Raw genomic sequence first — 26,750 nt, 5'->3', positions numbered from 1 at the left:
GGCCGGCCGTGACCTGTGTCACGGGCGTGTCCCGCGGACCCGGGAGCCGCAGAGTCCGGAGGCGGCGCCGGGACGTAGACTTGCCTACCAGCCGTTCACCGAGCGTGGCGGTAGCGAACGCGCCGACTGACTGACCAGGATTGATCTCTTCCATGACGGAACTCCCACGCAGCTACTCAGTAGTTACCTACGGCTGCCAAATGAACGTCCACGACTCCGAGCGGCTGTCGGGTCTGCTGGAGGACGCCGGGTACGTGCCCGCGCCCAAGGACGCCGACGGGGCCGATGTGGTGGTCTTCAACACCTGCGCGGTGCGGGAGAACGCCGACAACCGGCTCTACGGCAACCTCGGCCAGCTCGCGCCCAAGAAGGCCCAGCGGCCGGGCATGCAGATCGCCGTCGGCGGCTGCCTGGCCCAGAAGGACCGCGACACCATCGTCAAGAAGGCCCCGTGGGTCGACGTGGTATTCGGGACGCACAACATCGGCAAGCTGCCGGTGCTGCTGGAGCGCGCCCGCATCCAGCAGGAGGCGCAGGTCGAGATCGCGGAGTCGCTGGAGGCGTTCCCCTCCACCCTCCCCACGCGCCGCGAGAGCGCCTACGCGGCCTGGGTGTCGATCTCCGTCGGCTGCAACAACACCTGCACCTTCTGCATCGTGCCCGCGCTGCGCGGCAAGGAGAAGGACCGCCGTCCCGGCGACATCCTCGCCGAGGTGGAGGCGCTGGTCGCCGAGGGTGTCAGCGAGATCACGCTGCTCGGCCAGAACGTCAACGCGTACGGGTCCGACATCGGCGACCGCGAGGCGTTCAGCAAGCTGCTGCGGGCCTGCGGGAAGATCGAGGGCCTGGAGCGGGTCCGCTTCACCTCGCCGCACCCGCGCGACTTCACCGACGACGTGATCGCCGCGATGGCCGAGACGCCCAACGTCATGCCGCAGCTCCACATGCCGCTCCAGTCCGGTTCGGACACGGTCCTGAAGGCCATGCGCCGCTCGTACCGCCAGGAGCGCTACCTCGGCATCATCGAGAAGGTGCGCGCCGCCATGCCGGACGCCGCCATCTCCACCGACATCATCGTCGGCTTCCCCGGCGAGACGGACGAGGACTTCGAGCAGACGCTGCACGTCGTCCGCGAGTCCCGTTTCGCCCAGGCGTTCACCTTCCAGTACTCCAAGCGGCCCGGTACCCCGGCCGCCGAGATGGAGGGCCAGATCCCCAAGGCCGTCGTCCAGGAGCGCTACGAGCGTCTGGTCGCCCTCCAGGAGGAGATCTCCTGGGAGGAGAACAAGAAGCAGGTCGGCCGCACCGTCGAGGTCATGGTCGCCGAGGGCGAGGGCCGCAAGGACGACGCCACCCGGCGGCTGTCCGGCCGGGCGCCCGACAACCGCCTGGTGCACTTCACCCGCCCCGACGAGCCGGTCCGCCCGGGCGACATGGTGACCGTCGAGATCACCTACGCCGCCCCGCACCACCTGCTCGCCGAGGGCCCGGCCCAGGCCGTGCGCCGCACCCGCGCCGGCGACGCGTGGGAGCGCCGCAACGCCGCCCCGGCCCAGAAGCCGGCCGGCGTGATGCTCGGCCTGCCCACCATCGGCGCCCCGGCTCCCGGCCCGGCCCCCGCGGCCCCTGGCTGCGCCTGCTGACCCGTCGATCCGGCCGATCCGGCCGATCCGGCCGATCGAGCCGATCCGGTCACCGGGGGCCTTCGGGCCGCGCCCGGTGACCGGTGGGTCCCGGGCCGCCGGTGATCGGTGTGTCCTGGGCCGGTGACCGGACGGACGAAACCGGGGCCCACGGGAAACGCGGTCCGGCCGGGCCACCGCCCGTCCCGGAAAGGGGGCGGCTACGCTGCCCACCATGCTCGTAGCCGCCGCAGTCTGCCCCTGCCCGCCCCTGCTCGTCCCCGAGGTCGCCTCGGGCGCCGCACCCGAACTGGACGACCTGCGGGCCGCCTGCCTCGACGCGGTGGGCGTGCTCGCGGCGGCCCGCCCGGACCGCCTCGTCGTCGTCGGCCCCGCCGAACAGGCCGACCGGGGCTCGCACCCTCAGGGAGCGGTGGGCTCGCTGCGGCCCTTCGGGGTGGACCTGGAGGTGACCCTCGGGCCCGCCGAGGCCACCCCGGAACGCCGGCTGCCGCCCTCCCTGACGGTCGGTGCCTGGCTCCTGACCCGCACGGACTGGGCGGACGCGCCCGTCGAAGGACTGGGCGTCGGCGAAACGCTCGGCCGCGACCGCTGCCTGCACGTGGGGCGCGAGCTCGCCTCGTCCGCCGAGCGCGTCGCGCTGCTGGTCATGGGCGACGGCAGCGCCTGCCGGACGCTGAAGGCGCCGGGCTACCTGGACGAGCGGGCCGCGGCGTTCGACGCCGAGGCGGCGCGGGCGCTGGGTGCCGCGGACACCGCCGCGCTGGCCGCGCTGGACGAGGAACTGGCGCAGGAACTCCTGGTCTCCGGCCGGTCGAGCTGGCAGGTGCTGGCCGGCGCGGCCGAGGGCGCGGGCCTGCGCGGCGACCTGCTCCGCGAGGAGGCCCCCTACGGGGTGGGCTACTTCGTCGCGGCCTGGTCGTAAGGAGTCTCAGGGCGTCGCGGGGACGGCGTCGGCCGGGAGGGCCGACGCCGATGTCCGCGCGGCCTGGTCCGAAGGACGCCGCTGGGATGCCTGTCTGAAGGACGCCGCCGGGACGCCGACCGGGAGTGCCGGCGCCGGTGTCCGTGCGACCTGATCTTGAGGACGCCGCCGGGGCACCGGCCGGGAGCGCCGGCGCCGGAGCCCGTGGCCCCGGAAAGCCGGACGGCCGTGGAGCGCGGTGCTCCACGGCCGTCCGGCGGTGCTCCCCGGACCCGTGCGCGTGCGGCCGGGCGGGGAACGCGTGATCTACTTGCGGGCGCCCTCACCGGCCCCGCTGTCGGCCGCCTCCTCGGCGGACTGCTGCTTGGGGATCTCGACCCCCTCGTTGGCCGCCGCCTCGCTCTCCTCCGTGGCCTGGGACCGCTGCGGCGCCTCGTCCCCGTCCGGCTGCGAGGCCGCCTCGGAAGCCTCGGCCGCCTCGCCCTCGGCCTCGCTCCCGGTCTCGTCCCCCTCCGCGTCGGTCGCCTCCGCCGTCACGCTCGCGGCTGCCGCCTCCTCCGTCGACGCCTCGTCCTTGCGGCGGCGAAACCGTGAAAACACGCCCATGTCTACTCCATACCTTGCTTGTGTGGGCGAAATCCCGCGCCGCGCGGAGCGTCCCATTGCGCCGCCCGCGGGCACCGGCCCGTGAACCGGCTGTCGGAACCTCGAAACAGGCAACGAACCGGAAGGAGGACCGTCACGTAGCTCGTTCGAGATAACCGTCCGGGGTTTGCGAGACTTACGGAGTGAACATCCCCGTTTCCCCTCCCCGGGTCATCGCCGTCGTCGGCCCCACCGCGGCCGGAAAGTCCGACCTGGGTGTCGCGCTCGCCCGGCAACTGGACGGCGAGGTCGTCAACGCCGACTCCATGCAGCTCTACCGGGGAATGGACATCGGCACCGCCAAGCTGACGCGGGCCGAGCGCCAGGGGGTGCCGCACCACCTCCTCGACGTCTGGGACGTGACCTGGCCCGCGAGCGTGGCCGAGTACCAGCGGATGGCGCGCGCCGAGATCGACCGGCTCCTCGCGGCGGGCCGCACGCCCATCCTGGTCGGCGGCTCCGGCCTGTACGTGCGCGGCGCGATCGACGCCCTGGACTTCCCCGGCACCGACCCGGCCGTGCGCGCCCGGCTGGAGGACGAGCTCGCCGAGCTGGGCAGCGGAGCGCTGCACGCCCGGCTTGCCGCGGCCGACCCCGAGGCGGCGCGCGCCATCCTGCCCGGCAACGGCCGCCGCATCGTGCGCGCCCTGGAGGTCATCGAGATCACCGGCCGTCCCTTCACGGCCAATCTCCCGCGGCACGAGGCGGTCTACGACACCGTGCAGATCGGGGTCGACGTCGAGCGGCCCGAACTGGACGAGCGGATCGCGGTGCGCGTCGACCGGATGTGGGAGGCCGGTCTCGTCGAGGAGGTACGCCGCCTGGAGGGCGAGGGCCTGCGAGAGGGACGTACGGCCTCCAGAGCGCTCGGATACCAGCAGGTCCTGGCCTTCCTGGCGGGGGAGTGCACGGAGGACGAGGCGCGTTCGGAGACCGTGCGCGCCACCAAGCGGTTCGCGCGCCGGCAGGACTCCTGGTTCCGCCGGGACCCGCGGGTCCACTGGTTGAGCGGTGCCGCCGACCGCCGCGGGGAACTTCCGGACCGGGCGCTGGCGTTGCTCGAACGACCGGTCACAGCCTGATCACGTCATGGCATCGGGACGCCCCGGCCGTCATCGAGCCCCCTGGGAGCGTGTCATCATCGACCTTCATCGAGGCATGAGGTCGGGAGTTGGGAGGGCATGTGGCGATGGAGGCCGGCCCTCGCAACAGACCACAGCAGCCGGACGGCCGGAGCGGCGGTTCCGCCCCGCTCCCGAACGGTTCCGAGGCCCCGCGTTCGCATGACGGGCCCTTCGCGGGCGGCGAGTCGCACGAGCGCGCCGAGCCGGACGAGCACGGCCGTCCGCGCCCCGAGGTGGACCGGCACGCGTCCGGCGACCCGCACGCCCTGATGGGCGGCGGCCCCAGCGCGCACCAGGAAGCCCTGGAGCCGGGCGACGGCGTCCCGCTGGACGCCCCCCTCGGTGGCGACCCCCTCGACCCCGCGTCGCTCCTCGGGCCCGACGGCCTGCACGCGGAGCACCTGGACGGGCCGGAGGGCGGCGCGTCCTTCCGCGAGTTGCGCCCGCAACGGCGGCTGCGGCTGTGGCAGCTCGCCCCGATCGTGGGGCTGGGCGCCGTGGGTTCGCTGATGTTCGCCTTCCCGCTGGCCTTCGAGGTCGTCGGGGACGGCGGCGCGGTGATCGCCATGCTCGGCCTGCTGCTGGGCCTGTGCGCCGCGGGCTGGGGCATGATGGCCGCCCGCCGGGTCGGCCACACCTGGCCGGGCCTGCCCGCCCGCGGCTCGGGCAGCCGCGCGGACTGGCGGGTGGTGCTGATCTACAGCCTGGTGGTCCTCGTCCTGGCCGCGCTCGCCATCTGGCGGGTGGCACGCCTGCGCTGACGTGCGGCGTCGGTGTCCGCGGCGACGGAACCGTCCGACGTCCGGATCGCACCTCACCGCGCCCGTTCCCCGGCGCGGGCCGGGCGTGCCGGTTGTCAGTGGGCCCCCGTACGATGCGGACATGAGCACCGTGCAGCGCATCGCCTTCCTCAAGGGTCACGGCACCGAGAACGACTTCGTGATCATCCCCGACCCGGACGGGCGGCTGGACCTGCCGGCCGACGTGGTCGCCAGGATCTGTGACCGCCGGGCCGGCATAGGCGGCGACGGCCTGCTGCGCGTCGTACGGTCCGCCGCGCACCCGGAGGCGCGCGCGATGGCGGATGAGGCCGAGTGGTTCATGGACTACCGCAACGGCGACGGCTCGATCGCCGAGATGTGCGGCAACGGTTCCCGCGTCTTCGTCCGCTACCTCCTGCACGCCGGGCTGGTGAAGCCGGGCGAGGTGGCCATCGCCACCCGCGCCGGCGTCCGCCGGGTGCGCCTGACCGAGACCGGTGACGTGACGGTGTCGATGGGCCGCGCGGTGCTCCCCGAAGAGGGCGTCACCGTCACCGTGGACGGCCGCAGTTGGCCGGCCCGCAACGTCAACATGGGCAACCCGCACGCCGTCGCGTTCGTGGCCGACCTGGCGCACGCCGGGGAGCTGCGCACCATACCGGCGTTCGGCCCGGCCGAGGTGTACCCGCAGGGCGTGAACATCGAGTTCGTCGTCGACCGCGGCCCGCGCCACCTGGCGATGCGGGTGCACGAGCGCGGCGCCGGGGAGACCCGGTCCTGCGGCACCGGCGCCTGCGCCGTGGCGGTCGCCGCCGCCCGCAGGGACGAGCTGGACCCGGCGGTCACCGGTGAGCCCGTCACGTACACCGTCGACGTCCTCGGCGGCACCCTGACGATCACGGAGCTGCCGGACGGCACGGTCGAGATGACGGGGCCGGCCGTCATCGTGGCCGAGGGCACCCTCGACGAGGCCTGGCTGACCGGCGCCGGCGCGTAGGACGGGGCGCCGGTGTGTAGGACGGGCGGAGCGGTACGCGGGCCCGGGGCGGTATAGGGGCCGGTGTGCGGCGTCGGGCGGTTGTGCGGACGCCGGACGGGATCCGGCGGGCGCCGGTGAGCGAGGGCGGCGGCGGGCACGACCCGGCGGGCGTCGGCGGCCGGCGACCTCCGTGGGCGTCGGCGGGCGATCTCCCTCGGCATCGGCGGGCGGTCCTCAAGCGGTCTCCGGGCGGCCCCCAAGCGGTCTCCGGGTGGTCTCCGAACCCCTCCCTTTCCGCCGCCTTCCGGCGCTTTTCGGACGATCAGCTCCCTCTAATGGGTGATCCGGTTCACGCTGGGCGAGAGCTGGACAGCACTGCGTGATGGGCTCGGTAGCATCAAACACCGGCTCGGGCGGCTCCCCGCCCGTCCGCCGGTCGACGCCGCCGGAGGTGCCCATGAGCGCAAAGGCCACTGACCCTGGTAATCCCGCCGCGCCAGCCGAGCCCCGTCCTGGAGAGCCCCCCGTCCGCCGACGCGCCCGCCCCCGGCTGGAGCTGCGCGGACTGCGCCGGATCGGGCACGCCGCGCTGGGGCCGGCCCCCCGCACGGGCGTGCCGGACGCGCTGGAGCACGTCGTCAAGGTCCACCGACGCCATCACCACCACGCCGACCTGGACATCCTCGCCAAGGCGTACCTCCTGGCGGAGTCCTCGCACCGCGGCCAGACGCGCAAGAGCGGGGAGCCGTACATCACCCACCCGCTCGCCGTCACCCTGATCCTCGCCGAACTGGGCGCCGAGACCACCACGTTGACCGCCTCATTGCTGCACGACACCGTCGAGGACACCGAGGTGACGCTGGATCAGGTACGGCAGGCCTTCGGCGAGGAGGTGCGGTATCTCGTCGACGGCGTCACGAAGCTGGAGAAGGTCGACTACGGTGCCGCCGCCGAGCCGGAGACCTTCCGCAAGATGCTGGTGGCCACCGGCAACGACGTCCGCGTGATGTCCATCAAACTCGCCGACCGGCTGCACAACATGCGCACCCTCGGCGTGATGCGCCCCGCCAAACAGGCCCGGATCGCCAAGGTCACCCGGGACGTGCTGATCCCGCTCGCCGAACGGCTGGGCGTGCAGGCCATGAAGGCCGAGTTGGAGGACCTGGTCTTCGCCGTCCTGCACCCGCAGGAATACGAGACCACCCGGCGGCTCGTCGCCGAGCACGCCGGCCGCCCGGACCCGCTCGCCGCGATCGCCGAGCGGGTCCGCGCCGTTCTGGACGAGGCCGGGATCGAGGCCGACGTGCAGGTGCGGCGACGGCATCTGGTGTCCGTGCACCGGGTCCGGATGCGCCGGGGCCGGATCTGTGCCGCGGACCTGGGGCGGCTGCTGGTGCTCGTCACGGAGGACGCCGACTGTTACGCGGTCCTGGGCGAGCTGCACACCTGCTTCACGCCCGTCGTCTCGGAGTTCAAGGACTTCATCGCGGCCCCCAAGTTCAACCTCTACCAGTCGCTGCACACCGCCGTGGCCGGGGAGGACGGCGCGATCGCCGAAACGCTCATCCGGACCCACCAGATGCACCGCGTCGCCGAGGCCGGTGTGATCGCGCTGGGCAACCCGTACGCCCCGGTGGACGGAGCCGACGCGCCCGAGGGCGAACGCGCCGACCCGACGCGGCCGGGCTGGCTGTCCCGGCTGCTGGAATGGCAGCGCGCCACCCCCGACCCGGACACCTTCTGGTCCTCGCTGCGCGACGACCTCGCCCAGGACCGGGAGATCACGGTGTTCCACGCCGAGGGCGGGTCGCCCGGGAACGCCGTCCCCCGCGGTACGGCCACCGGGCTGCCCGCCGGGGCCAGTTGCGTGGACGCCGCCTACGCCCTGCACGGGGAGGCCGCGCACCGCTGCATCGGCGCGCGCGTCAACGGCCGGCTGGCCACGCTCGCCACCGTCCTGCGGGACGGCGACAGCCTGCACCTCCTGATGGCGTCGGACGCGAGCGCCGGGCCGTCCCCGGAGTGGCTGGACCACGCCCGCACTCCCGCCGCCCGGCTCGCCATCACCCGCTGGCTCACGGACCACCCGGGCGCCGGGACGGAGCAGCCGCCCGCCGGTGCGAACGCCGACGGAGGGGCGGACACCGGACGTCGTGCGCCGGACGCCCTGGCCGCGCGCCCCGCGCCCCTGGAGGCCGGTCCGCCGCGGGCACCGGTACCGCCCGGCACCGCCTCCTCGCTCGCCGTCACGGACCTCCCCGAAGCGGCCGTCCGCCTGGCCGGATGCTGCACGCCGGTGCCGCCGGACAACATCACCGGGTTCGCGGTCCGGGGCGGCACCGTCACCGTCCACCGCGCGCTGTGCCCGGTGGTGGCGCGGATGGCGGCGAGCGGACGGGAGCCGGTGGGGGCGCGGTGGCGGCGGGCGGGGGAGTCCGTCGCGGGGTTCCGGGTCACGCTCCTCGCGGAGGCGTTCAGCCGGCCGCACCTGCTCGCCGACCTCACCGAGGCGATCGCCGCCCAGGGGGCCGCCGTGGTGTCGGCGGCCGTCGAGCCGCCTTACGAGCAGTGTGTCCGGCACACCTACACGCTGCACCTGGCGGACGCCACCGAGCTGCCCTCCCTGATGCGGGCCATGCGCGAGGTGCCGGGCGTCTTCGACGTGCTGCGGGCGGGGCGGACGCATCCGGAGGTGGGGGCGCGGCCGTGAGGGGCGGGGTGCGGGGGGCCTGCCCGTGGGGAGCCCGGCCGGGAGTGGCCGGGTAGGCGTGCGCTTCTCAGGGCGGGCGGGGGCCTCTTGGGGCGGATTGTTTCCTGGGGGAGCCGATCCGGTCCGTGGGGCCGAGCCGGGTCGGTTCGTGGGGCGGAGCCGGGTTGGTCCCTGGGGCGTGCCGGGCGTTTCTCGGGGCGGAGCCGAGCTGCCCTGTAGAGCGGAGCCGGGCTGCCCTGTAGGGCGGCGTCGGGGCGCACGAACCGCTCGTTCGGGTGCTGTGCTGCCGCGTTACGGGCGGGGTGCGGGGTGCCGCTGATAGCGGTAAGCGCATGGTCATGCCGTTCTCCTCACGCCGCCCCGGCCGCGCCCCGTCCGGCGGCCCCGCCGGACCGCCCCCGGCCGTGCCGATCGATGCCGCCGAAGCCGCTCCCGGACCCGTTGCCGAGCCGGATCCCGGGCCTGGGCCCGTTCCCGGACTCGCCGTCCGCGCCCCCGTCCCTCCGCGCCCCGGGGCCGCCCTCCGCCGCCGGGCCGGTCTCGGCCTGCTGGCCGTCGCCGCGCTCGTCGCGGCCGGGCTCCCCGCGCCGAGGGCGCTGGGCCTCGGGGACCGCCTCTTCCCCACGCTGGGCAACCCCGGCTACGACGTCACCGCGTACGACATCGCCCTGAACTACCCGGGCCGCAACGACCGGCCGATGGACGCCGTCACGACGATCACGGCCCGCCCGGCCGAGCGGCTGGACCGGATCAACCTCGACTTCGCCCGCGGCACGGTCCGGTCGGTGCGGGTCGGCGGCCGTCCCGCCCGCTACGTCCGGCGCGGTGACGACCTGATCGTCACGCCGGAGCACCCCGTACCGGCCGGTTTCCCGCTGCGCGTCGTCGTCCGGCACACCAGCGACCCCCGGGGCCAGGGCGGCGGCTGGATCCGTACGGCCGACGGCCTGGCGATGGCCAACCAGGCGGACGCCGCCCACGAGGTCTTCCCCTGCAACGACCATCCCTCGGACAAGGCGCGGTTCACCTTCCGGGTCACCGCCCCCAGGAATCTGCGGGTCGTCGCCAACGGCGAACGCGTCACCTCACGAGCCGTCCCGCCCGCGGCCTACGGCACCGACCCGAGCCCCGCCCCCGGCCCGCGTGCGGGCACCACCACCTGGACGTACCGCACCGAGCACCCCATGGCGACCGAACTGGCGCAGGTCTCCATCGGGCGCTCCGCCGTCGTGCGCGGCACGGGGCCCGCGGGGCTGCCGCTGCGCCATGTGGTGCCCGCCGCGGACCGAAAGCGCCTGGCCAAGTGGCTGGACGCGACGCCGGGCCAGCTGGCCTGGATGGAGAAGAAGGTGGGCCGGTACCCCTTCGAGACGTACGGCGTGCTGATCGCCAAGGCCAGCACCGGGTACGAGCTGGAGACCCAGACGCTCTCCCTGTTCGAGGGGAGCCTGTTCACCAGCTCCTACCCGGACTGGTACGTCCGATCGATCATGGTGCACGAGCTGGCGCACCAGTGGTTCGGCGACAGTGTCAGTCCCCGTACGTGGTCGGACGTCTGGCTGAACGAGGCGCACGCCACCTGGTACGAGGCCCTGTACGCGCAGGAGCAGGGCAAGGTCTCCATGGCGGAGCGGATGCGCCGCGCCTACCAGTGGTCCGACGACTGGCGGGCGGGCGGCGGTCCGCCCGGGGCGCCGAAGGTGCCGGGCAAGGGGGACAAGATCGGGATCTTCCGGCCGGTGATCTACGACGGCAGTGCCCTGGTCCTGTACGCCCTGCGGGAGAAGATCGGCGCCCGCGACTTCGACCGGCTCGAACGCCACTGGGTGGCCCGCCACCGGGACGGCGTGGCCGGCACGGACGATTTCGTCGCCCTGGCCTCCCAGGTCTCCGGGCAGAACCTCACGGGCTTCTTCCGGGACTGGCTGCACGCGGCGAAGACACCGCCGATGCCCGGGCACCCGGACTGGAAGCCCGGGGCACCGAAACCCGCCAAGCCGGGTGCCGAGCCCGCGCGGGGGCAGTAGGGCGGAGCCGCCCCCTCGATCGTCCGGCCGCCCGGCTCGTCGGCGGGGAGGCGGGAACCCGTTCGTATGGAGTCGTGTGGCGCCGGGCAGGCGGGAACCCGTTCGTATGGAGTCGTGTGGCGCCGGGCAGGCCGGAACCCGTCCGTATGGAGTCGTGCGGCCCCGGCCAGGCCGGAACCCGTCCGTATGGACCCGTGCGGCCCCGGCCAGGCCGGAACCCGTCCGACCGGACCCGTACGGACCGGCCCCCCGAAACCCGCGTGACGCCCCCCGGCGGTCGTGCGACCATCATCGGGCGACGCCGCGGCGGCCGGGAATCTCCCGGGGTGCTCCGACGTTGTGCTCACTGAGAGCGCTGGGGGCCGTCCGACCCCCGACGAACACTTCCCAACGACGCAAAGGATCAAATGACCTCCTCTTCTTCCCTTCCGCAGGAGCGCCACCGCCTTCCCGAGAGCCTTCGGGCCGACGCCCTGATGGAAGAGGACGTCGCCTGGAGCCACGAGATCGACGGGATGCGTGACGGCGACCAGTACGACCGCTCGGAGCGCGCGGCCCTGCGCCGTGTGGCGGGTCTGTCCACCGAGCTGGAGGACGTCACCGAGGTCGAGTACCGCCAGCTGCGCCTGGAGCGCGTCGTGCTGGTGGGCGTGTGGACCTCGGGGACGGTCCAGGACGCGGAGAACTCCCTCGCCGAGCTGGCGGCCCTCGCCGAGACGGCCGGCGCGCTCGTCCTCGACGGTGTGATCCAGCGCCGCGACAAGCCGGACCCGGCCACGTACATCGGCTCGGGCAAGGCGGCGGAGCTGCGGGACATCGTTCTCGAATCGGGTGCCGACACCGTGGTGTGCGACGGTGAGCTCTCCCCGGGCCAGCTCATCCACCTGGAGGACGTCGTCAAGGTCAAGGTGGTCGACCGGACCGCCCTGATCCTGGACATCTTCGCCCAGCACGCCAAGTCCCGCGAGGGCAAGGCGCAGGTCTCGCTGGCGCAGATGCAGTACATGCTGCCGCGTCTGCGCGGTTGGGGTCAGTCGCTGTCCCGGCAGATGGGTGGCGGTGGCTCCAGCGGCAGCGGCGGCGGCATGGCCACGCGCGGCCCTGGTGAGACGAAGATCGAGACGGACCGGCGGCGGATCCGCGAGAAGATGGCGAAGATGCGCCGGGAGATCGCGGAGATGAAGACCGGCCGGGACGTCAAGCGGCAGGAACGCCGCCGCAACAAGATCCCCTCGGTCGCCATCGCCGGGTACACCAACGCCGGCAAGTCCTCGCTGCTCAACCGGCTGACCGGCGCCGGCGTCCTGGTGGAGAACGCCCTGTTCGCCACGCTGGACCCGACGGTCCGCCGGGCCGAGACGCCCAGCGGGCGGCTGTACACCCTGGCGGACACCGTCGGTTTCGTCCGCCACCTCCCGCACCACCTGGTGGAGGCGTTCCGCTCCACGATGGAGGAGGTCGGCGACTCCGACCTGATCCTCCACGTGGTCGACGGCTCGCACCCGGCGCCGGAGGAGCAGCTGGCCGCCGTGCGCGAGGTGATCCGCGACGTGGGCGCGACGAACGTGCCCGAGATCGTGGTCGTCAACAAGGCCGACGCCGCCGACCCGCTCGTCCTCCAGCGCCTGCTGCGCCAGGAGAAGCGCGCGCTGGTCGTGTCCGCCCGCACGGGGCAGGGCATCGCGGAGCTGCTGGCGCTGATCGACGACGAGCTGCCGCGGCCCAGCGTGGAGATCGAGGCGCTGGTGCCCTACACCCAGGGCGCGCTGGTCTCCCGTGCGCACGCCGAGGGCGAGGTGCTCTCCGAGGAGCACACCGCGGAGGGCACCGTCCTCAAGGCGCGGGTGCACGAGGAACTGGCCGCCGAGCTCCAGCGGTACGCACCGGCGGCGCGGGGCTGAACCCGCTTCCGCGCACAACACGATGAGGCCCGCCCCCGATCGCTCGGGGGCGGGCCTCGCCGCGTGGACCGGTCAGGCCGGGTCGGTCACCGCTTGCCCGCCCACTTCTTGCTCATGGCGTCGAACATCGCCTGGGCCTCCGGGCCGAGGTGCGGACCCGCCGACCAGCGGGCCGGGCGCGGGCCCATCGACATGTCGGAGACCAGCACCGGCTGCCCGTCGGCACCCTTGATGAACCACGGGCCACCGGAGGAGCCACCGGTCATGGTGCAGCCGATCCGGTACATGGTGGGCTTGGCGGCGTCCATCGACAGGCGGCTCGGCTTGTCGGTGCACTGCTGCTGGACCGCGCCGTCGAACGGGGCCTCGGCCGGGTAGCCCTGCGCCGTCAGGCTCGGGATCCTGCCGATCGCCGGAGCGTTGAACTCGACCTTGTACGCGGCGCCGGCCAGCTCCTCCAGGGACTTGCCGCCGGTGCTCTCCTCCGGCTTCACGTGCATCAGCGCGAAGTCGTACGGGGCCATCGGGACGCCGGGGACCGCGCCGCCGTCCTTGATCCACTGATCGGAGGTCGCCATGTCGTCCGCCCACCAGCGGCCGGCCGGCACCCGGTCCTCGAACGGGGTGGACTTCATCTGGCTCGCGGGCTTGCCGTTCTTGTTGAACGAGGGAACGAACATGACGTTCCGGTACCAACCACCGTTCTTGCCCGCGTGCACGCAGTGCGCGGCGGTCCACACCAGGTTGGACTTGCCGGGGTGGGCCGGGTCCTTCACGACGGTGGCCGAGCACTGGCCCTCGCCCTCGGGCATGCTGAACAGCAGCAGCCCGACGCCGGGCGCCTGCTGGGTGTACGGCGTGGCGACCGGCCGGGCCTGCACGGGCAGCGGCTCCGGGTCGGTCTGGCCCTGGTCCTGGGAGATGTCCTCGGGCTTGCTGGGCTGCTCCGGCGGCTTGGCGTCGCCGATCCGGTCAGGGTTCCAGAAGTCCTTGATGATCGGGTTGATGAACTCCCCGGCCTCACGGAGCCACTTGTCCTTGGACCAGTTCTTCCACTCACCGTCCTTCCACTTGTCCAGGTCGATGCCGTGCTCCTTGAGCTTGTCGGTGATCTCCTGGGGGATCTTGAAGTCACCTCCGCCCGTCCCGCTCTGGTCCGCGGACTGACCGCCCTTGCCGCCCGCCTCGTTGCCCTCGGGGCCGCACGCGGTGGCGGTCAGCGCCAGTACGGCGGCGAGGGCGGCGGCGGCCAGGACCGGCCGACGTGTGGATCGCATGGGTGAGTTCCCCCTGGTGTCTGCGTGGTGGCGCGGGATCCGCACCTCCACGCGGTGTGGACTTGTGTGCGTGCGAATGTGCGGGCCCGTGGGGGCCGGCGCTTCCGCCGGGATTGCCGTTTTTGGCATGCACCCGGTGAGCTGCCGGGATGCGTGCCCCCACTATGCCGGTGGGCTGAGGGACGGTGGAGGGCGGGTCCCCGGTTCCTCGGGTCCCGTCGGGGAGGGGGCCGGGGCTCGCGTTGGGTTCGTCCCGCGGGGGTGTCTTTCCGCGGTCCTTGGTGTCTTCCTTGGCCCTCGACTCGGTGTCTTCCTTGGTTCTCGGCGTCTTCCTTGTCCTTGGTGCCTTCCGTGGTCCTGGGTATCTGCCGTGATCCTTGGTGTCTTCCGCGGTCCTTGTGGGCTTCGGTGGCTTCCGTGCTCTTCGCGGTATTCGGCGTCTTCCCTTCCCTTCCCTTTCCTTTCCTTGCGTTGCGGTTCGTTCGTGTCGCGGTCGTTCCGGGTTGCGGCCGTCCCGCCTCCAGCTCCTCGCGGCTCGTCAAGGATCTTTCGGCAGGCCGTGCTCCTGGCTCCCCGCCGTCGTTGGTACGTACGGGGGACGGCTGAGCGGAATCCGGCGGCCCCGGTCGCCCGGCCCCGTGGCCGGAGCTTCCGGCAGGCCATCCGGCCGACGCCCGGCGCTCGCCGGTCGCCGGCCGGTGGCGGGCGAGCGCCGGGCCTCGGCGTCCGGTGGCGATGCGTCAGCGGACGGACGAACGCTCCGCTTTCCTCCTGGTGGCTCCCCGGCGACCGGCCGACCGGCCGTGTCAGCGGGCCGTACGGCGCCGGCCGGCCACCGACCACCAGCCGACCCAGCAGACCGCGCACCAGCGGCGCGGCAGCAGGAGGACCGAACCGCCGTGGCCCTGACCCAGCCTCTGCCGATGGCCCCGCCCCCGGCCCACGAACCGATCCTGCGACGCCAGTCGCTCCGCGAATCCGCCGCTCGTACGTACGCGCGGTCGCTGCCCATCGTCCCGGTGCGCGCCCGCGGACTGACCATCGAGGGCGCCGACGGCCGCCGCTACCTCGACTGCCTGTCCGGCGCGGGCACGCTGGCGCTCGGGCACAACCACCCCGTCGTCCTGGAAGCCATCCGGGCGGTCCTGGACTCCGGTGCGCCGCTGCACGTCCTGGACCTGGCGACGCCGGTCAAGGACGCCTTCACGACCGAGCTGTTCGCCACGCTCCCCAAGGAGTTCGCCGACCGCGCGCGCATCCAGTTCTGCGGGCCAGCCGGCACGGACGCGGTCGAGGCCGCCTTCAAGCTCGTCCGTACCGCGACCGGCCGCTCCGGCCTGATGGCCTTCTCCGGCGCGTACCACGGGATGACGGCGGGCGCGCTCGCGGCGTCCGGCGGCGCGCGCGGGACGGACGTGACGCGCCTGCCGTACCCGTACGCCTACCGGTGCCCCTTCGGCACCGGCGGCGAACGGGGCGCCGAACTGGCCGCGCGCTGGACGGAGAGCCTGCTGGACGACCACAAGAGCGGGGTGCCGCAGCCGGCCGGCATGATCCTCGAACCGGTCCAGGGCGAGGGCGGCGTCATCCCGGCCCCGGACGGCTGGCTGCGCCGGATGCGCGAGCTCACCGCGGCCCGCGACATCCCGCTGATCGTGGACGAGGTGCAGACCGGCGTCGGCCGCACCGGCGCCTTCTGGGCCGTGGAGCACAGCGGGACGGTCCCCGACGTCCTGGTGCTGTCCAAGGCGATCGGCGGCAGCCTGCCGCTGGCGGTCATCGTCTACCGCGAGGAGCTGGACGCCTGGGAGCCCGGCGCGCACGCCGGGACGTTCCGGGGCAACCAGCTAGCCATGGCGGCCGGCGCCGCCACGCTCGCCTACGTCCGCGAGAACGACCTCGCCCGGCGGGCCGCGGAACTGGGGGCCCGGATGCTGGCGCGGCTTCGCGGGCTCGCCGCGGAGCACGAGTGCGTGGGGGACGTGCGCGGCCGGGGGCTCATGATCGGGCTGGAACTGGTCCGTGCCGACGCCCCCGCGGACGCCGGTGGGGCCCGCCCCGCCGCACCCCGGCTCGCCGCCGCCGTCCAGCGGGAGTGCCTGGAGCGCGGCCTGATCGTCGAACTCGGCGGACGCCACAACGCCGTCGTCCGGCTCCTGCCCCCGCTGACGATCACGGACGAGCAGACGGAGGCCGTGCTGGAGCGCCTGGCGGACGCGATCGGGGCGGCGGTCATGGGGGAGTACGGAGGGCGTGTGGTCGGGGGGAGCGGTGTCGCGGTGGGGGACGGGGGGCGTCGGTTCGGTGAGGGGGGCTGTTCGGACGAGGACGAGAGTGGGGACGAAAGCGAGGAGGGCGCGGCTGGGGCGGGGAGCCCGGCCGCGGTGCCCGCGTCGTCCGTGGAGCCGGTCCTGTCCGGGGAGCCCGGCGCGTCCGCGGCGTGCGGCTCGTCCGGGGAGCCCGGCCCGTCATCATCCGCACCTGCCACCTCTGCCACCGAGGGCGCGGCCACGGCGGGGGGCCTGGTCGTAGAGCCCGCGTCGTCCGTGGAGCCGGTCCTGTCCGGGGAGCCTGGCGCCTCCGTGGCGTGCGGCTCGTTCGGGGAGTCCGGCCCGTCCTCGTCCGCAACTGCCACCCCCGTCACGCCCGTCGCGTCGAGCCTGCGAGGCACCGCCTGATGACCGAACGCGCCCGCCCCGACGAGCCCCCGGCCGACGGCCCCGCCCGCGCCCCATCGGCCCGCCGGAGCGAACCGTCCGTGCCCCGACAGAAACGCCGCGGTCCCGACCGCGCGCCCACGGCCCCACCGGAAACCGTCCGGCCCGCGGACACGGGGGGAGGGAGTGGCCCGGACGGCGCCACGGCCGGGCCGGGGACCTTCCTCCCGGAGGCCGCGCCCGTCGTTCCCGCGGCGGCGGGGGCCGGCCCGGCCCACGGGGCCACGGTGGTGGCCTCCCATGGTCCGGAGCCCCGTGGTGCCGTCCACACCGCGGAGGAGGACGGGGCGCCCGGCGGCTTCCGCGTCGACACCCCGCATCTCCTGGCGGCCTCGCGGCGGCTGATCACCCCGTACCCGCTGTGCGTCCCCCGTCCGCCGGCCGCGCCCCCGCGGCGGGACGGCTCCGGCGGCCCGGACGTTTCCCGGCCCGTGGGACGTCCCGACTCCTTGGACTCCTTGGACTCCTTGGACGACTCCGAGCCGTCGGGCGGCCCCTCCTCGTCCGCACGACCGGATTCCGGGGACGCCCCCCGGACGCCCGACCCGGTCACCGCCCCCGACCCGCTGGACGCCGCGGACCCCTCGGTCGCCGCCGACGCCGCCGGTACCGAGAACCTGCTGCGCTGCTGGATCCGGGAGAGCGGCACCCCCCGGCCGTCGGGCGGGCGGCTGCGTATCCCGCTCGTGGCCGGTGCGACCGCGTTGCTGCTGCCGATCCGCTACTGGTCGGCGACGGGGTGGCACCGTCTCGGGCCGCCCGTCCTGGAAGGTGCCCCCACCGACGCGCCGCCCTTGGACGCGGTGACCGTCGCCGCCCTGCTGCGCCGCGAGGCGGCGCGGGCGGGAACGGGTGCCACGCCGGACGCCGACGGCGCGGAGCTGGTCGGCCGCGTCGCCAACTCCGTCCGCTGCACCGCCGCCTTCCTCGCCGACCGGCGCGCCCGCCCGGGCGACGATCGCGGCGCCCGGTTCCTGGAGGCGGAGCAGTCGCTCCTCTTCGGCCACCCGCTGCACCCCACGCCCAAGAGCCGCGAGGGGCTGTCCGATGCCGAGACCCGTATCTACTCGCCCGAGCTGCGGGGTTCTTTCCCGCTGCACTGGATGGCCGTCGACCGGCACGTGCTGGCCGCCGACTCCGCCTGGACCGAGCGCGGCCGGCCGGTCCCGGCCGAGCGGCTGGTCGCGGAACTCGCCCGGGAGGCGCCGCGCCTGCCGGCCGGTACGGTTCCGCTGCCGCTGCACCCCTGGCAGGCCCGCGAACTGAGGCACCGCGCGGAGGTCACCGGGCTGCTGGCCGCCGGGCTGCTGCACGATCTCGGACCCGGCGGCCCGGCCTGGCACCCCACCTCCTCCGTCCGCACCGTCTACCGGCCGGGCGCCCGCGCCATGCTCAAGCTGTCGCTGGCCCTGCGCATCACCAACTCGCGCCGGGAGAATCTCCGCAAGGAGCTGGAGCGCGGGGTGGAGGTCCACCGGTTGCTGCGCACGGGGCTCGCCGCCCGGTGGCACGCCGCGCACCCGGGGTTCGACATCGTCCGCGACCCGGCCTGGCTCGCGGTCACGGGGGCGGACGGGCAGCCGGTGCGCGGGCTGGACGCGGTGATCCGCCACAACCCCTTCACCCCGGCCGACGACGCCGTGTGCATCGCCGCCCTCACCTCACCCCGGCCCTGGCCGGGCCACCCCCGCCTGCGCTCGCGACTGGCCGGGCTGATCGCCGGGCTCACCGCCCGCACGGGCCGTCCGGCCGCCGTGGTCGCCATCGAGTGGTTCCTGCGCTACCTCGAAACCGTCGTCCGCCCCATCCTCTGGCTGGACGGAACGGCGGGCGTCGCTCTCGAAGCGCACCAGCAGAACACCCTCGTCGTGCTGGACCGGCACGGCTGGCCGGCGGGCGGGCGGTACCGCGACAACCAGGGCTACTACTACCGCGCGTCGCGGCGTGCCGACCTGGAGCGGCGGCTGCCGGGCATCGGCGCCACCAGCGACACGTTCGTCGCCGACGAGGTCGCCGACGAGCGGTTCGCCTACTACCTGGGCATCAACAACGTCTTCGGGCTGATCGGCGCCTTCGGCGCGCAGCGGCTGGCCCGCGAGGAGACGCTCCTCGCCGCCCTCCGGCGGTTCCTGGCCCAAGCCGCCGCAGGCCCGTGCGAGCACCGGTCACCGCTGCCCGGCCGGCTCCTGTCCGCCCGCACCTTGCGCTGCAAGGCCAACCTCCTGACCCGGCTCCAGGGCCTGGACGAACTCGTCGGCCCGGTCGACACCCAATCCGTCTACGTCACCATCCCCAACCCCCTCGTCCCCTGACCTCCACTCACGATCACCACCCGCGGCCGTGCGGTCACGCGGCCATCGACCGAGAGGAGAGCGCCGCCGTGCCCCCCATCGACCCCGGCCCCGGCTCCGCCGGCCCGTCCGGCAGCTCCAGCACCGACGACACCCTCGACCTGCGACTCCCGTCCGGCCTGACCGCGCCGCCCGACGACGCGGACGGGATGCCGGCCGCTTTCCACGGCGAGCGGCGGGAAGCCGCGGGGAGGCTGTACGGAGTGCTGCCGTCCGCGGACGAGGCGCGTTCCCCGGTCGCGGATCTCGTATCCGATGGGAGTGCCGTGGATCTCGCCCTCGACGGGCGCGCCGTGGATCCATCCCTCTACGGGCCCGCCGCGGGTCTTGACCTGGACGGATGCCTCGCGGATCTTTCTCCCGATGAGCGCGCCGTGGACCTCTCCCCCCGAGGGCGCGGACGCGCGGTGGGCCCGGCGTACGCCGGGCCGGCAGGAGGCACCTCCCTGGCACCCGGTGGCGCCGAGGTGCGGGCGGTGGCCGGAGGCGCCGATACGCACACGTCCGTCGGGCACCTCTTGGACGACATCGGCCGGTGGAGCCCGGTCACCACGCCGTCCGGGCCCTTCCAACTGGTGCCCGTCCGGATCGAACGCGACCTGGCGCTCCTCTCCGGCTGGATGAACGACCCCGCGGTGGCCGCCTTCTGGGAGCTCGCGGGCCCGCCCGGCACGACGGTCGCGCACCTGCGCGCGCAACTGGACGGGGACGGGCGCAGCGTGCCCTGCCTCGGTGTGCTGGCGGGCGTCCCCATGAGCTACTGGGAGATCTACCGCGCCGATCTCGACCCCGTCGCCCGCTACTACCCGGCCCGGCCGCACGACACCGGGCTGCACCTCCTCATCGGTGCGGTGACCGACCGGGGACGCGGGCTGGGCACCGCGCTGTTGCGCGCCACGGCCGACGCGGTGCTGGACCACCATCCGCGCTGCACCCGGGTCATCGCCGAACCGGACCTGCGCAACACCCCGTCCGTCGCGGCCTTCCTCGGCGCCGGATTCCGCTACGCCGACGAGATCGACCTGCCCGGCAAACGCGCGGCCCTGATGATCCGCGACCGGGCCTTCCGCGCCCGCCTCTGAACCGGACCGCCGCGCCGCGCCGTTCCCCGCCCCCGTCTCCCACCTCCCATGCCGTGTCTTGCCCCGTTCAGCGCAGCCCAGGTCCCATCCCGAGGAGTCCGCCTTGTCTCCTTCCCCCCAGCCCTCGCACACCGCCTGGCAGCACGCCGCGCGACGGCTGCTCGCCAAGATCCTGGCGGAGTTCGCGTACGAGGAGGTCATCACGCCCGAGCCGGACGGTGTCTCCCCGGACGGCACTCCGTGTTACCGCCTCCCCCTCGCCGACGACGTCGTCTACCGCTTCCACGCCCGCCGCGGGGCATACGGGCACTGGCGCGTCGAGCCCGCCTCCATCACCCCCAGCGGCGACCCCCTGCACTTCCTCACCCACGCCCACGCGACCGTCCTGGGCCTGTCCGGCGACACCACCGGCCACCTCATCCGCGAGCTGACCGCCACCCTCGCGGCCGACACCCGGCTGGACGCCACCGCCCTGGGCGTGGCCGAACTCGCCGACCTGGACTACGCCGCACTCGAAGGCCACCAGACCGGCCACCCCTGGCTCGTGGCCAACAAGGGCCGCCTCGGCTTCTCCGCCGCCGACGCCGCCCGCTGGGCCCCCGAGGCGCGCACGCCGCAGCGGCTGCCCTGGCTCGCCGCCCACCGCGACCTCGCCACCTATCGCGGTGTTCCCGCTCTGGCCACCCCCGATCGTCTCTACGGCGAGGAGCTGAGCCCCCGCACCCGCGACACCTTCGCCCGCGCCATCTCCTCCCGGCACCGCGACCCGGCCGACTACCTCTGCCTGCCCGTCCACCCCTGGCAGTGGGACGAGACCATCGCCCCCCTCTTCGCGCCGCAGCTCGCCGACGCCACCATCATCCCCCTGCCCACTGACAACGACCTGCGGCTGCCGCAGCAGTCCATCCGCACCTTCCTGAACACCAGCCGCCCACAGGCCCGTACGGTCAAACTCCCGCTGTCCATCCTCAACACCCTGGTCTGGCGCGGCCTGCCCACCGAGCGCACCATCGCGGCCCCCGCCGTCACCTCCTGGGTGCTGGGCCTGCGCGACGCGGACCCGTACCTGCGCGACGAGACCCGCGTCATCCTGCTCGGCGAGACCGCCTCCGTCACCGTCGAACACCCCCTGTACGACCGGCTGCCCGGCGTCCCCTACCAGTACAAGGAACTGCTGGGCTGCATCTGGCGCGAGCCGATCACCCGCTACCTCGACCCCGGCGAGCGCGCCCGCACGCTCGCCTCCCTCCTCCAGACCGATCCGGACGGGCGGGCGTTAACCGCCGAACTCGTCCGCCGCTCGGGGCTCGCCCCCCGGGTGTGGCTGCGGCACCTCTTCGCCGCCCTCCTGCCGCCGCTGCTGCGCTTCCTCTACCACTACGGGACCGTGTTCTCCCCGCACGGCGAGAACGCCATCGTGGTCTTCGACGAGCACGACGTGCCGACCCGGCTGGCGGTCAAGGACTTCGTCGACGACGTCAACACCAGTGCCGAACCGCTCCCCGAGCACGCCTCCATGCCGCCCGACGTGCGCGCCGTCCTGCTCACCGAGCCGCCCGCCTTCCTCACCCAGTTCATCCACTCCGGCCTGTTCGTCGGCGTGTTCCGCTACCTGGCCCCGTTGTGCGAGCAGCAACTGGGCGTCCCCGAGGACGAGTTCTGGGCCCTCGTGCGCGCGGAGATCCTCCGGCACCAGGAACGTTTCCCGCACCTGAAGGACCGCTACGAGAGCTTCGACCTGCTCACGCCGCGCATCGACCGGCTGTGCCTGAACCGCAACCGGCTGCACCTGGACGGGTACCGCGACCGGGCCCTGCGCCCGCACGCGGCCGTCCACGGGACCGTGCCCAATCCGCTCAGCCTCCACTGAGCGGCCGGCGGGGTACCGGGGTAGGCGGCGATCACTGCCGCCGGTCGTCGGGGACGCGTGTGCCGCTCGTCTCCTTCCTCGTTCTCGCCGGGGACGGGTGTGCTGCTTCTCGTCCTCGTCCCGTTGCCCGGCTTTCGGTCGGCGGTGATCGGTTCGTCCTCCATTGGCGATCGGCCTTGATCGGTTTCCCTGGCCCCGGGGCGCGCGTTCACACGGCACCCGTGGTGATCGATTCCCGGGCGTCCGGGTGGAGGGCCCCGGCCCGTTGTCAGTGGTCCCGCGTAGGGTGGCAGCGCTATGACGAAGCCCTCCCTCCCCGATCTGCTGCACGCCGCCGTCTCCGCCGTCGGCGGCACCGAGCGTCCCGGCCAGGTCGCCATGGCCGAAGCCGTCGCCGAGGCGGTCGACGACCAGGCCCATCTGCTCGTGCAGGCCGGCACCGGCACCGGCAAGTCCCTCGGCTACCTGGTGCCCGCGCTGGCGCACGGTGAGCGGGTGGTGGTCGCGACCGCCACCCTGGCGCTGCAGCGCCAGCTCGTCGAACGTGATCTCCCGCGCACGGTCGACGCGCTCCACCCCCAGCTGCGCCGCCGCCCGGAGTTCGCCATGCTCAAGGGCCGCTCCAACTACCTGTGCCTGCACCGCCTCCACGAGGGCGTCCCGCAGGAAGAGGAGGACGGGCTCTTCGACCCCTTCGAGCAGGCCACGCCGACCAGCAAGCTCGGCAAGGACCTGCTGCGCCTGCGGGACTGGGCGGACGAGACCGAGACCGGCGACCGGGACAACCTCACCCCCGGCGTCTCCGACCGCGCCTGGGCCCAGGTCTCGGTGACCTCCCGCGAGTGCCTGGGGGCCTCGAAGTGCGCGTACGGCGCGGAATGCTTCGCCGAGGCGGCGCGCGAGCGGGCCAAGCTCGCCGACGTCATCGTCACCAACCACGCGCTGCTGGCCATCGACGCGATCGAGGGCGCGCCCGTCCTGCCGCAGCACGAGGTGCTGATCGTCGACGAGGCCCACGAACTGGTCTCGCGGGTCACCGGCGTGGCCACCGGCGAACTCACCCCGGGGCAGGTCAACCGCGCCGTGCGGCGCGCCGCGAAGCTCGTCAACGAGAAGGCCGCCGATCAGCTCCAGACCGCCGCGGAGTCCTTCGAGCGCCTCATGGAGCTGGCGCTGCCCGGCCGCCTGGAGGAGATCCCCGAGGACCTCGGCCACTGCCTGATGGCGCTGCGCGACGCGGCCCGCACGGTCATCTCCGCCCTGGGCTCCACCCGCGACAAGAACGTCCAGGACGAGGACGCCGTCCGCAAGCAGGCGCTCGCCTCCGTGGAGAACGTGCACGCGGTGGCCGAGCGGATCGCGAACGGCTCCGAGTACGACGTGGTCTGGTACGAACGGCACGACCGGTTCGGCGCCTCGCTGCGGGTCGCGCCGCTGTCGGTCTCGGGGCTGCTGCGCGAGAAGCTGTTCGCGGAGCGGTCCGTCGTCCTGACCTCCGCGACCCTCAAGCTCGGCGGGGACTTCAACGGCGTGGCGGCCTCGCTCGGCCTCGCGCCCGAGGGCACCCAGGGCGAGGACGTCCCCCAGTGGAAGGGCCTGGACGTCGGATCCCCGTTCGACTACGGCAAGCAGGGCATCCTGTACGTCGCCAAGCACCTCGCCCAGCCGGGCCGGGAGGGCAGCCGGACGGACATGCTGGACGAGCTCGCGGAGCTGATCGAGGCGGCTGGCGGCCGGACACTCGGCCTCTTCTCGTCCATGCGCGCCGCCCAGGCCGCGGCCGAGACGCTGCGCGGCCGGCTGGACGTGCCGATCCTGCTCCAGGGCGAGGACACCCTCGGCGAGCTGATCCGCACCTTCGCCTCGGACGCCCGCACCTGCCTGTTCGGCACGCTGTCCCTGTGGCAGGGCGTGGACGTCCCCGGGCCGAACTGCCAGCTCGTGGTCATGGACCGGGTGCCCTTCCCGCGGCCCGACGACCCGCTGATGAGCGCCCGCCAGAAGGCGGTGGAGGAGGCCGGCGGGAACGGCTTCATGGCGGTGGCGGCGACGCACGCCGCGCTGCTGATGGCACAGGGCGCCGGACGGCTGGTGCGGGCCACCGGGGACCGCGGCGTGGTCGCCGTGCTGGACCCGCGCGTGGAGCGGGCGCGGTATGGCTCGTTCCTGCGCCGGTCCATGCCGGAGTTCTGGTACACCACGGACCGTAACCAAGTGCGGCGCTCGCTGGCGGCCATCGACGCGGCGGCCAAGGCGGCCGAGGAGGGGACGGGGAAGGGCGGGAAATAGGCGGGGGAAAGCGGAAAGGGGCAGGGAGGCGGCGGTACCCGGATGATTTCCGGTCGGAAATCTCCGGGGGTTCCCGGGAATTCCTCGGCCCTTTTCGGCGCGCTTCGGAAATACCCTGGCGTGTACGGGACAAGGGGTATTTCTGTCAGGCGGCTGAGCGGCTGAGCGGCTGAGCGGCTGAGCGGCTGAGCGGCTGAGCGGCTGGGGTCGCTGTTCCGAGGGCTGCGGGGCGGTTGGCCGCCGAATCAAGCCCGTCCGGCGATTGAGGACAACGCCCCCGGCGTTCACCGGTCCCAGGATCACCCGCCGACCGCCCACGCCCCCGCACCCCGGCGCACGCCCCCGCACGGACCACCCGCCGCACGTCCCTACCAGGGCGCACGCCGAGGCTCACGGGCCCCGCCGTCCGGTGCCGGACACCCGGCCCCGTCCGGCCGGAAACGGACGCGGTACCGGCCGCCCGGCCGAAGCCCGACAACCGCCCCCGGACAGCGCAGGGCCCCGGGACCGGCGCAGTTGGTCCCGGGGCCCGTTCGTGAGGGGCGGGTCAGACCCGCCGCAGCACGGCCACCACCTTGCCCAGGATCGTCGCCTCGTCGCCGGGGATCGGCTGGTAGGCGGCGTTGTGCGGCAGCAGCCAGACGTGACCGTCCTCGCGCTTGAAGCGCTTGACCGTCGCCTCGCCGTCCAGCATCGCGGCGACGATGTCGCCGTTCTCCGCCACCGGCTGGCGGCGCACAGTGACCCAGTCGCCGTCGCAGATCGCGGCCTCGACCATGGAGTCGCCGACCACCTTGAGGACGAACAGCTCGCCGTCGCCGACGAGCTGCCGGGGGAGCGGGAACACGTCTTCGACCGATTCCTCGGCCAGGATGGGGCCGCCCGCGGCGATCCGCCCGACCAGCGGCACGTACGACGCGGCGGGCTTGCCCGCGGTGTCCGCCGGGGCGGTGCTGGGCTGATCGGAGCCGCGCACCTCGTAGGCGCGCGGACGGTGCGGATCGCGCCGCAGGAAGCCCTTGCGCTCCAGGGCCATGAGCTGATGGGCGACGGAGGAGGTGCTGGAGAGGCCCACGGCCTGGCCGATCTCGCGCATGGACGGCGGGTAGCCGCGGCGCTGGACCGAATCCCGGATGACCTCGATGACCCTGCGCTGCCGGTCCGTGAGGCCGGAGCTGTCGGCCCGGATGCCCGGTGGCCGGCCGGGCAGCGAGCGCGTGGGCTTCTGCCCCTCCGGGCTGATTGTGGCGTCGTCCATCGGGGGTTTCCGCGTCTGCTCGAATCGGTTCTGGGAGTGGCTTTGGGCGGTGATGGTGGCGCTGTCTGCGGTGGTGGTCACGTCGGCCCCTCTCGGAATGTGCTCCCTAGTTAGCCAACGGTAGTTGCTTTCGAAAGGTTGCGCCAAACACACGTTCGAGTGAAAATTTCCGGATTACCTGACCTGATCAAGCGCCGAGGTGTATGGCCAAAAGGCAATTCGGGTCATTGCGGTACTCTTCCGCCCGAGGCTTTTGGCCGGGTATGTCGGTGGGACCGTCCCTGTGGAGCGCGCCCCGCGACACGTTCGATTCTGTCATCCCGCCCCCGCCGCCCCCCGCGCCGGGGGGCTTCCCGTACCCTCGTGGGCGGCCGTGAACCGGCCTCCGCGGCGCCTTTCCGGCGGCCGGGCGCGCCTCGGCCCGCTGCGACACGCCTAGGGCGACTTCGGGCGGCCACCACCACATCTAGTGCTTTGATGGCTGCCGCCACCCACAAGTTGTGGTGCCCGGTCTTCGGTGCTCCGGGGATCGCCTATGCTTGGGGTCGCTCCGAAGGGCCCGTGAGGACCGGCCGGAGTTCATCAGTCGTACGCCGGGAGCCGGTGGCGTGCGTCCGCAATCGAGGGTGAGGAGGGTGAAGCCATGCACTGCCCCTTCTGCAGGCACCCCGACAGTCGGGTCGTCGACAGCCGCACCACCGACGACGGCACGTCGATCCGCCGCCGCCGCCAGTGCCCCCACTGCTCCCGCCGCTTCACGACCATCGAGACGGCGTCACTCACCGTGATCAAGCGGAGCGGGGTCACCGAGCCCTTCAGCCGCGACAAGGTCATCGTGGGTGTGCGCAAGGCGTGCCAGGGACGGCCGGTCACCGAGGACGCGCTGGCCAAGCTCGGCCAGCGGGTCGAGGAGGCGGTGCGCGCCACCGGTAGCGCCGAGCTGTCCACCCACGATGTGGGGCTCGCCATACTGGGCCCGCTGCGGGAGCTGGACCTCGTCGCGTATCTGCGCTTCGCGTCCGTGTACCGGGCCTTCGACTCGCTTGAGGACTTCGAGGCGGCCATCGCCGAGCTGCGGGAGCAGCGCGAGCAGGCGCCGCCCGCGCAGAACAACGGGAACGACGGGGGCCGGGCGGCTCCCGTACCCGTCACCGCCGCCGACTGAGTTCGGGGCGAATCCAGGACCTGGCC

At 73.7% G+C, this 26,750-nt stretch carries 16 protein-coding genes and 1 pseudogene; 14 read left to right on the top strand and 3 right to left on the bottom strand.

The features are described from left to right. Positions 1-152: 152 nt before the first annotated feature. Complete coding sequence (gene miaB / locus ABZX96_RS16750) at positions 153-1,643, top strand: tRNA (N6-isopentenyl adenosine(37)-C2)-methylthiotransferase MiaB (protein ID WP_355544604.1); 1,491 nt, start codon at positions 153-155, stop codon at positions 1,641-1,643. Between the two features lie 214 nt (positions 1,644-1,857). After that, positions 1,858-2,568 (top strand): class III extradiol dioxygenase subunit B-like domain-containing protein, encoded by a 711-nt coding sequence (locus tag ABZX96_RS16745; protein WP_355544601.1) that lies wholly within the window; start codon positions 1,858-1,860, stop codon positions 2,566-2,568. 306 nt (positions 2,569-2,874) lie between these two features. Here ABZX96_RS16745 and ABZX96_RS16740 read toward each other — a convergent pair whose 3' ends face one another. After that, entirely contained in the window at positions 2,875-3,174 is a 300-nt protein-coding gene (locus ABZX96_RS16740; protein ID WP_355544598.1) for a hypothetical protein, read from the bottom strand. Positions 3,175-3,356: 182 nt separating this feature from the next. Here ABZX96_RS16740 and miaA point away from each other — a divergent pair, with 182 nt between their 5' ends. The 6 genes from miaA to hflX all read left to right on the top strand — a co-directional run bounded on the left by miaA (position 3,357) and on the right by hflX (position 12,715). Next, a complete protein-coding gene (gene miaA / locus ABZX96_RS16735; RefSeq protein WP_355544595.1) occupies positions 3,357-4,295 on the top strand; it encodes a tRNA (adenosine(37)-N6)-dimethylallyltransferase MiaA in 939 nt (312 codons plus the stop codon). 311 nt (positions 4,296-4,606) lie between these two features. After that, a complete protein-coding gene (locus ABZX96_RS16730) occupies positions 4,607-5,098 on the top strand; it encodes a hypothetical protein (protein WP_355544705.1) in 492 nt (163 codons plus the stop codon). Between the two features lie 121 nt (positions 5,099-5,219). Then, positions 5,220-6,095, top strand: coding sequence for a diaminopimelate epimerase (gene dapF / locus ABZX96_RS16725; protein WP_355544592.1), 876 nt, complete (start codon positions 5,220-5,222; stop codon positions 6,093-6,095). A 439-nt stretch (positions 6,096-6,534) separates the two neighbouring features. Then, complete coding sequence (locus tag ABZX96_RS16720) at positions 6,535-8,787, top strand: HD domain-containing protein (RefSeq protein ID WP_355544589.1); 2,253 nt, start codon at positions 6,535-6,537, stop codon at positions 8,785-8,787. A gap of 338 nt (positions 8,788-9,125) precedes the next feature. Next, a complete protein-coding gene (locus ABZX96_RS16715) occupies positions 9,126-10,814 on the top strand; it encodes a M1 family metallopeptidase (protein WP_355544587.1) in 1,689 nt (562 codons plus the stop codon). A 407-nt stretch (positions 10,815-11,221) separates the two neighbouring features. Beyond that, the gene (hflX, locus tag ABZX96_RS16710; protein WP_355544584.1) at positions 11,222-12,715 is read left to right on the top strand and encodes a GTPase HflX; all 1,494 of its coding nucleotides are present in this window, start codon (positions 11,222-11,224) and stop codon (positions 12,713-12,715) included. An 86-nt stretch (positions 12,716-12,801) separates the two neighbouring features. Here the strand turns inward: hflX and ABZX96_RS16705 are convergent, their stop codons facing one another. Next, entirely contained in the window at positions 12,802-13,992 is a 1,191-nt protein-coding gene (locus ABZX96_RS16705; protein ID WP_355544581.1) for a hypothetical protein, read from the bottom strand. Positions 13,993-14,891: 899 nt separating this feature from the next. Between ABZX96_RS16705 and ABZX96_RS16700 the strand changes: the two are divergent. The 5 genes and pseudogenes from ABZX96_RS16700 to ABZX96_RS16680 form a co-directional block, all read left to right on the top strand. Further along, positions 14,892-16,223, top strand: a pseudogene (locus ABZX96_RS16700) (diaminobutyrate--2-oxoglutarate transaminase family protein); the annotation flags it as partial. A gap of 446 nt (positions 16,224-16,669) precedes the next feature. Beyond that, entirely contained in the window at positions 16,670-19,021 is a 2,352-nt protein-coding gene (locus tag ABZX96_RS16695) for an IucA/IucC family protein (RefSeq protein WP_355544578.1), read from the top strand. A gap of 506 nt (positions 19,022-19,527) precedes the next feature. Beyond that, positions 19,528-20,142, top strand: coding sequence for a GNAT family N-acetyltransferase (locus tag ABZX96_RS16690; protein ID WP_355544702.1), 615 nt, complete (start codon positions 19,528-19,530; stop codon positions 20,140-20,142). Between the two features lie 103 nt (positions 20,143-20,245). Continuing rightward, complete coding sequence (locus ABZX96_RS16685) at positions 20,246-22,012, top strand: IucA/IucC family siderophore biosynthesis protein (protein WP_355544575.1); 1,767 nt, start codon at positions 20,246-20,248, stop codon at positions 22,010-22,012. 297 nt (positions 22,013-22,309) lie between these two features. Continuing rightward, positions 22,310-24,301 carry an ATP-dependent DNA helicase gene (locus ABZX96_RS16680; RefSeq protein WP_355544573.1) on the top strand — a complete coding sequence of 664 codons (1,992 nt, stop codon included), beginning with the start codon at positions 22,310-22,312 and terminating at the stop codon, positions 24,299-24,301. A 547-nt stretch (positions 24,302-24,848) separates the two neighbouring features. Here ABZX96_RS16680 and lexA read toward each other — a convergent pair. Beyond that, positions 24,849-25,640: a transcriptional repressor LexA gene (gene lexA / locus ABZX96_RS16675; RefSeq protein WP_355544570.1), complete on the bottom strand. Its 792-nt coding sequence runs from the start codon at positions 25,638-25,640 to the stop codon at positions 24,849-24,851. Between the two features lie 562 nt (positions 25,641-26,202). On the opposite strand from lexA, the gene nrdR reads away from it, so the two are divergent. After that, entirely contained in the window at positions 26,203-26,724 is a 522-nt protein-coding gene (nrdR, locus tag ABZX96_RS16670) for a transcriptional regulator NrdR (protein ID WP_355544567.1), read from the top strand. Positions 26,725-26,750: the final 26 nt, after the last annotated feature.

The sequence above is a fragment of the Streptomyces sp. NPDC003077 genome (genome assembly GCF_040611095.1).
Lineage (GTDB): Bacteria > Actinomycetota > Actinomycetes > Streptomycetales > Streptomycetaceae > Streptomyces.
This window is presented reverse-complemented; position numbering and strand designations above follow the sequence as displayed.

Bases quoted from the DNA above. Each gene is read 5' to 3' on its own strand.
- miaB (WP_355544604.1), top strand. From the start codon at position 153: ATGACGGAACTCCCACGCAGCTACTCAGTAGTTACCTACGGCTGCCAA.
- ABZX96_RS16745 (WP_355544601.1), top strand. From the start codon at position 1,858: ATGCTCGTAGCCGCCGCAGTCTGCCCCTGCCCGCCCCTGCTCGTCCCC.
- ABZX96_RS16740 (WP_355544598.1), bottom strand. From the start codon at position 3,174: ATGGGCGTGTTTTCACGGTTTCGCCGCCGCAAGGACGAGGCGTCGACG.
- ABZX96_RS16730 (WP_355544705.1), top strand. From the start codon at position 4,607: ATGGGCGGCGGCCCCAGCGCGCACCAGGAAGCCCTGGAGCCGGGCGAC.
- dapF (WP_355544592.1), top strand. From the start codon at position 5,220: ATGAGCACCGTGCAGCGCATCGCCTTCCTCAAGGGTCACGGCACCGAG.
- ABZX96_RS16720 (WP_355544589.1), top strand. From the start codon at position 6,535: ATGAGCGCAAAGGCCACTGACCCTGGTAATCCCGCCGCGCCAGCCGAG.
- ABZX96_RS16715 (WP_355544587.1), top strand. From the start codon at position 9,126: ATGCCGTTCTCCTCACGCCGCCCCGGCCGCGCCCCGTCCGGCGGCCCC.
- hflX (WP_355544584.1), top strand. From the start codon at position 11,222: ATGACCTCCTCTTCTTCCCTTCCGCAGGAGCGCCACCGCCTTCCCGAG.
- ABZX96_RS16705 (WP_355544581.1), bottom strand. From the start codon at position 13,992: ATGCGATCCACACGTCGGCCGGTCCTGGCCGCCGCCGCCCTCGCCGCC.
- ABZX96_RS16695 (WP_355544578.1), top strand. From the start codon at position 16,670: ATGACCGAACGCGCCCGCCCCGACGAGCCCCCGGCCGACGGCCCCGCC.
- ABZX96_RS16680 (WP_355544573.1), top strand. From the start codon at position 22,310: ATGACGAAGCCCTCCCTCCCCGATCTGCTGCACGCCGCCGTCTCCGCC.
- nrdR (WP_355544567.1), top strand. From the start codon at position 26,203: ATGCACTGCCCCTTCTGCAGGCACCCCGACAGTCGGGTCGTCGACAGC.